General features: G+C 40.7%; 7 protein-coding genes. All 7 read right to left on the reverse strand.

Features of this window, described 5'->3' with window-relative positions; all coding sequences use genetic code 11:
* Nucleotides 1-119 precede the first annotated feature (119 nt).
* A complete protein-coding gene (locus tag AC3AX0_RS06460; protein ID WP_487549486.1) occupies nucleotides 120-1,220 on the reverse strand; it encodes an FAD-binding oxidoreductase in 1,101 nt (366 codons plus the stop codon).
* Nucleotides 1,221-1,229: 9 nt separating this feature from the next.
* On the reverse strand, nucleotides 1,230-1,817 hold the full coding sequence (locus tag AC3AX0_RS06465) for an Rnf-Nqr domain containing protein (RefSeq protein ID WP_487549487.1): 588 nt from the start codon (nucleotides 1,815-1,817) through the stop codon (nucleotides 1,230-1,232).
* On the reverse strand, nucleotides 1,817-2,434 hold the full coding sequence (locus AC3AX0_RS06470; protein WP_487549488.1) for an NADH:ubiquinone reductase (Na(+)-transporting) subunit D: 618 nt from the start codon (nucleotides 2,432-2,434) through the stop codon (nucleotides 1,817-1,819). Before AC3AX0_RS06470 ends, AC3AX0_RS06465 begins: the two co-directional genes overlap by 1 nt.
* On the reverse strand, nucleotides 2,431-3,033 hold the full coding sequence (locus AC3AX0_RS06475; protein ID WP_487549489.1) for an RnfABCDGE type electron transport complex subunit G: 603 nt from the start codon (nucleotides 3,031-3,033) through the stop codon (nucleotides 2,431-2,433). The genes AC3AX0_RS06470 and AC3AX0_RS06475 overlap by 4 nt, the downstream gene beginning before the upstream one ends.
* A complete protein-coding gene (locus AC3AX0_RS06480) occupies nucleotides 3,026-3,982 on the reverse strand; it encodes an RnfABCDGE type electron transport complex subunit D (protein ID WP_487549490.1) in 957 nt (318 codons plus the stop codon). Before AC3AX0_RS06480 ends, AC3AX0_RS06475 begins: the two co-directional genes overlap by 8 nt.
* A gap of 128 nt (nucleotides 3,983-4,110) precedes the next feature.
* Nucleotides 4,111-4,848 (reverse strand): hypothetical protein, encoded by a 738-nt coding sequence (locus AC3AX0_RS06485; RefSeq protein ID WP_487549491.1) that lies wholly within the window; start codon nucleotides 4,846-4,848, stop codon nucleotides 4,111-4,113.
* Nucleotides 4,849-5,348: TroA family protein (locus AC3AX0_RS06490; protein WP_487549492.1), on the reverse strand; the 500-nt coding region annotated here is incomplete at its 5' end.

Raw genomic sequence — 5,348 nt, forward strand, 5'->3', positions numbered from 1 at the left:
ATCAAAAGATATTCACCAAAATATTCCATAAGGGTATCTGCAAAAAACTTTGGATTTGAAAACGGTATTAAGAGCATACCTCTTTATGCAGTGTTTTGTTTAAAGGATATACATTCATCCTATTCAAACTTATCATAAAGGATATCCTCTTCCTTAAATCCTTTATCTAATAATATTTTAACAACAGAGTCTATCATAGGCGGATTTCCGCAGAGATAGGCTTCTTTGTTATCTCCGTTTTCAACGAATTTTTCTATGAGATTTGTAACCCTTCCCACTTCTCCCCTCCAACTACATGATTCAGTAGGTCTTGAAAGGCAGGTTATGAGTGTGAAGTTATCCATTTCCTTTTCAAGCTCCTGAAGGATATCCATCATATACATGTCTGGTCTTGTTCTGGCACCGAAGAAGAAGGTTACCTTCCTGTTTATATTGTTTTCCTTCATATACCTTAGTATGCTCATTATTGGAGACATTCCCGTTCCTATTGCTGCAAGTATCATTTCCTTGTCGCTGTGGACATACTGGAAGTCGCCGAAGGGGCCTATGACATTGAGCTTGTCTCCTTCTTTCAGGTATTTGTGGATATAGGTTGTGCATATTCCTTCGGGGATATAACCTATGAAAAGTTCCACTGCATTTTTGGAGCTTGGAGGTGTTGTTATAGAATAGGCTCTGTAAACTTCCTCGTCGCTTTCCTTATATATTGGAGTGAGAATCTGTACATATTGGCCAGGTTTGTAGTCAAGTTCACTTCCTTCTGGAAGTTCAAGTCTTATTCTTTTGATCTTGTCCGTAAGGTTTTCGATTTCTGTAACTGTGCAGAGGTACTGCTTCACGTTGAAGAGCTCTTCAGGTATAGCAATTCTCATGTCCTCTTTCACCTTGCACTGGCAGGACAGTCGTACACCTTTTTCTCTTTCCTCTTCGGAGACATAGCCTTTTTCCGTAGCAAGAAACTGGCCGCCACCATCAAGGACCTTTACCTTGCAATATCCGCAGCTTCCCTTTCCTCCGCAGGCTGAGGGTATGAATATTTCATTTTCTATGAGGGTGGATAGAAGACTGTCTCCTCCATCTACTGTAAGCTCCTTGTCTTCATTTATGGTGAGCTTCTTATCGCCATAGTTTGCAATTGTCTTATTGGCTATTGAAAGGAGGAAGGCAAGGATTCCTGTAATTGACGATATTGCAACTATGGTAGTTAGTATATTATCCATGATTTCCTCCTATTGAATTTGTACAATTCCTGAAAAACCTATGAAGGCAAGCGCCATTAGACCTGTTATAATCAATGTGATTCCCGGTCCTTCCAGTCCCTTGGGCAGTGGATTGTTTTTGATTTTTTCACGTATCCCAGCCATTGCAACTATGGCAAGAAGCCATCCAAGTCCCGACCCTGATCCGAAGGCTATTGACTGCATAAGATTGTATTCCCTTATTATCATGAACAGTGATACTCCAAGGATCGCACAGTTGACAGTTATAAGTGGCAGGAATATTCCAAGGGCATAGTACAGAGTTTGGAAATACTTTTCAACCACCATTTCCACCAGCTGTACGAAGGAAGCTATGACTACTATGAATACAATATATCTCAAATATTCCAGGTCAAGTGGTACAAGGAGGCTGTGATATACGTTGTAGTTGATCATTGTGGTGAAGGTCATGACAAAGGTTACTGCCACACCCAGGTTCAGTGATGTCTTGATGTCGCTGCTTATTGCAATGAAGGAGCACATTCCAAGGAAATTGGAAAGTATCATATTGTTTGTAAATATTGCGGCAAAAAATATGGTTACAGGACTAAGTTCCATTATGCTTTCACCTTCCCTTCATCTTCTTCACTGAATATGTTTCTGGATATCCAGATGACTATGGCAAGCATGAAGAATGCTCCAGGAGGCATTATCATCAATGTCCAGGACACCCATGAAGTTCCCAGTACATTTATTCCGAAAATAGAACCAAAGCCAAGGAGCTCCCTCACGAAGGCTATTAGAAGAAGTATTATTGCATAGCCTGTTCCCGATGCTATTCCGTCAATGAAGGAATACAATGGAGTGTTGTTCTGTGCAAAGCTTTCACATCTTCCCATTATTATGCAGTTTGTGATTATGAGACCTACATAAGGACCTAGGGCCTTGCTGATTTCAGGAAAGGAAGCTTTCAGGAATATATCCACTATTATTACATATGATGCGATTATGAGAGTCTGTACCATCATACGAATATGCTTTGGAGTGTATTTTCTTAATATTGAAACAGTAAGTTCTGAAAATGCTGTAACGAAAATGAGTCCAAGCCCCATTATAAGTGAGTTAAGCATAAGGTTTGTAACGGCAAGTGCGGAGCATATTCCAAGAATCTGTCTATATACTGCATTGTCCTTCCATATTCCAAGGGTCAGAATCTTTTTGGTTTTCTTGTTCATATGATCTCCTCCTTCATCTTGAGAATTTCATCTATGCTTTCATTGAATATCTTTAAAACAGCCTTTGAGGTTATAGTGGCTCCAGAAATGGCATCCACATTTCCACCGGTTGATGGTCTGAATATCAGTAGGGCTCCTTCAGAATCCAATTCTATATCCCTGAACTGCTCAATAAACCATTTCTCTTCTATCCTTCCTCCAAGTCCCGGAGTTTCAGAATGGCTTATGAAATCAATGCCTTTGATATATTCGAAATTTGTATCCAGTGCTACTATTCCTTCAATCCTTCCCCAGAGGCCTGCACCTTCAACGGTGAAGGCGTATCCCAGGATAGAACCGTCTATTACAGCTATAAAGTATTTCTTTCCATCTATTTCTTTTTCTTCTATGACTTCCCTGTATGTTTCGATAATTTCATCTTCATCGCTTTTGTATTCAATTCCCAGTGAATTGAGAACCTTTGACTGAATCTTTAGATTTTCCTGTTTGTCTATGCTTTTTACTGATAGCTCGTTGATTCCTGCAAGGATGAGAGTGAAGAATGCTGTCAGGACTATCATGAAGACTACTGGATAGAGTACTTTCTTCTTTTTAGGCACTTTTAGCACCTCTTTTCTTTAAGGATTTCACGGCAACATCGATTATTGGTACGAAGACATTTGCTATGAGTATCGCAAACATGATTCCACCTGCAAATAGAGCAAAGGCCCTTATGATTACGGTAACGGAACCGATGATAAGACCATAGATAATTCTTCCTTCAAAGGTTTTTGGAGATGTGACAGGGTCCGTGGCCATGAATACGGCTCCGAAAAGAAGTCCTCCAGCAAGAAGGCCCCAGAGAGGATTTGGCACCTGGGCTACTCCCGACATAAAAAGAGTTGTGCTCATTATAAAATACCCTCCAAGGACTGAAAGTATGGTTTCCTTGTGGGCTACTTTTTTGTATACGAGATAGATTCCTGAAAGTATTATGAGGATTGCAGATGTTTCACCCAGGGATCCGGAAACCTGTCCTATAAATAGGTTTGAATATTCAGCCATTGTACCCCCTTCCCTGAAGATGAGCATGGGCGTTGACTGTGCAAGTACGTCGATGGGGTCTGTTATATATTTGGTGAATCCAGACATGAATGGTATTGCTGGTTCCGACCACTGTGCAGTCATGAATTTTACAAAGGATACATAGACGAAGGCTCTTGATGCGGCTGCAGGATTAAAGACGTTGCGGCCGAATCCTCCGAAGGTTTCCCGTGCAAAGAGTATTCCGAATATCATGCCCACGGCAACTATCCACAGAGGTGTTCTAGGTGGAAGTGTCAGTGTGAAGAGAAATCCTGAAACAAAGACAGCTTTTGAAAGAGGTTTCCCCGTCTTTCTTTTGAATAGCCATTCTGTAAGAAGGCCTGACAGACATGACACTAGAAGGAGAAGGAGAACTCTCCAGCCGTAGGTTCCTATGGAAAAGAGTATAAGTGGGATTAGAGAATAAAGTACCTTCTCCATTGCTCCCTGTTTCATAAATTTAATACCGGACAATAATTTCAAAGTTATTCCTCCTGTCATAAATTTAATGCTAATTCAATTTTACCATTTTTGATGTAATCATTACAATAAATGTAAGATTTCCCGGGAAATAAAAAACAGGCGGTATAAATCCGCCTGCAATTATCATCTTAATATTCCTTAAGCTTGTCCTTTGTGATGTTTTTCCACACTGTACCCATTTTGTGGTTTTCCTTTTCTACAAGTAGTACAGATTGTCCATTGAGGCGTACCGTCTTTACTCTTTCTGTAACGAAGACCTCTTCATTTTCAGATAGTGTGTATCCATTTTTGTCCTGGATGGAATCTATCCTGTCATTTACAATAAGGTCCTTTACAAGCATGTTGTCCTGGTTTTTGGATATCCTTATTTGACCCTTGTATCTTCCGTCATTTCCGTTCATTCTTAGACCTACTCCTGCAAGGGCTCCTATAACTCCTATTCCAAGACCGCCGTGCTCAGATAGGTGGATGTTTTTCCTCTCAGCTAGAGTATAGGCTTGGTCCTTGGTCAGGACCTTGCATTTTGCATCTTGGCCGAAGCATATCAGTTCCTCCCTGTCTCCGAAGGTTTTTTCCACTATGCAAAGTCCCGGATCGGACCCGTCGGCACAGTTGTTCTTCAGATAAGAGGAGCATATGCATACTAGCTCTTTGTGGTCCTTATCACAGCCTTTCAATTCAAAACACATTGCACTATTGTGGGAGGTGTAGGCTATTGCATCATTGAAGAAGAGTTGATGTCTTGTCACCGGAGTTGGAATTCCAAAGCCAAACTTGCTAAGAAGTGTTCCAAGGTTTTCGGCTACTTCGCCTGTTCCTATGCTTGTAAGGTTGTCTGTATCGTCTATAGAAATAAAATAATCCATTTAGCCCTCCAGATTCTTTGCTCTTCTCATGTCTACGCCCCTAAGTATGCTTTCAAGTTCTTCGTCGGTAAGGTCGTATTCGAAAAGTTCTTCATAAAACATTTTTGTATATGATTTAAGGTCTATTGACTCTGAATACTCAGGGTAAAGTGTTTTAAGAGCCCAAAGCATTGCCAGAGGAGTTTCCAGCGATGTTGAGTGGCCCCATCTTGAAATTCCTGTCGGCAGGAGATAAACATCATCATTCAATACCGCTTCCATGTTTTTCCATGCCACGTTTTCTTTGATGTACTTATAGGCGCCAGAGTCGTTTGCTATTATTACCTCGGGATTCCATTTCAGTATGTCTTCAAGAGTAGTATAGTATTTGTCCTCATCCCTTGTAAGTGAGTTGTCTGCTGCTACGTTAATGAGGCCTGATTTTTCAACCCATTCAGCTGTTATTGTATTTGAAGCGGAAGTTCTAACAGCTTCGTTTATTGAATGATACACGTTTCTTC

The organism is Dethiosulfatibacter sp. (genome assembly GCF_983023055.1).